At 38.7% G+C, this 574-nt stretch carries 2 tRNA genes; both read left to right on the plus strand.

Going from position 1 to position 574, the window contains the following annotated elements:
• The first annotated feature begins 102 nt into the window (after positions 1-102).
• A tRNA-Ile gene (locus ABW51_RS09635) sits at positions 103-179 on the plus strand.
• Positions 180-264: 85 nt separating this feature from the next.
• Positions 265-340, plus strand: a tRNA-Ala gene (locus ABW51_RS09640).
• Positions 341-574 lie beyond the last annotated feature (234 nt).

Raw genomic sequence — 574 nt, forward strand, 5'->3', positions numbered from 1 at the left:
ACCTGCGGTTGGATCACCTCCTTACCGAAATGAGCGACAGCGAGTGTTCACACAGATTGACTGATAGTTGTAGACAAATGAGCAGAAGAAAACATTACCCTTGGGTCTGTAGCTCAGGTGGTTAGAGCGCACCCCTGATAAGGGTGAGGTCGGTGGTTCAAGTCCACTCAGACCCACCACTCTGAGAGTGAGTGAAGCGAAAGGTGTAGTGTAAATAAATAATAACTAAAACATAAATGATTAGTTATTAATTTATGATGAAATGGGGATATAGCTCAGCTGGGAGAGCGCCTGCCTTGCACGCAGGAGGTCAGCGGTTCGATCCCGCTTATCTCCACCACTTATCATCGTTAAGTAAACCACTTATCATCGTTAAGTAAACCACTTATCATCGTTAAGTAAATTAAGAGAGAATAGGGAAGAAAATCATGAGTACTAATCTAAACTTATAGTGTTTAAGATTTTATTTATATTTATTTAGTTTATTTAACGATGATAACTGAAAAGTTTTATCAACTGTTCTTTAAAAAATTGGAAACAAGCTGAAAACAAGAGATTTTCGAGAGAAAGTCTG

This window comes from Haemophilus sp. C1 (assembly GCF_001276515.1).
Taxonomy (GTDB): Bacteria; Pseudomonadota; Gammaproteobacteria; order Enterobacterales; family Pasteurellaceae; genus Haemophilus.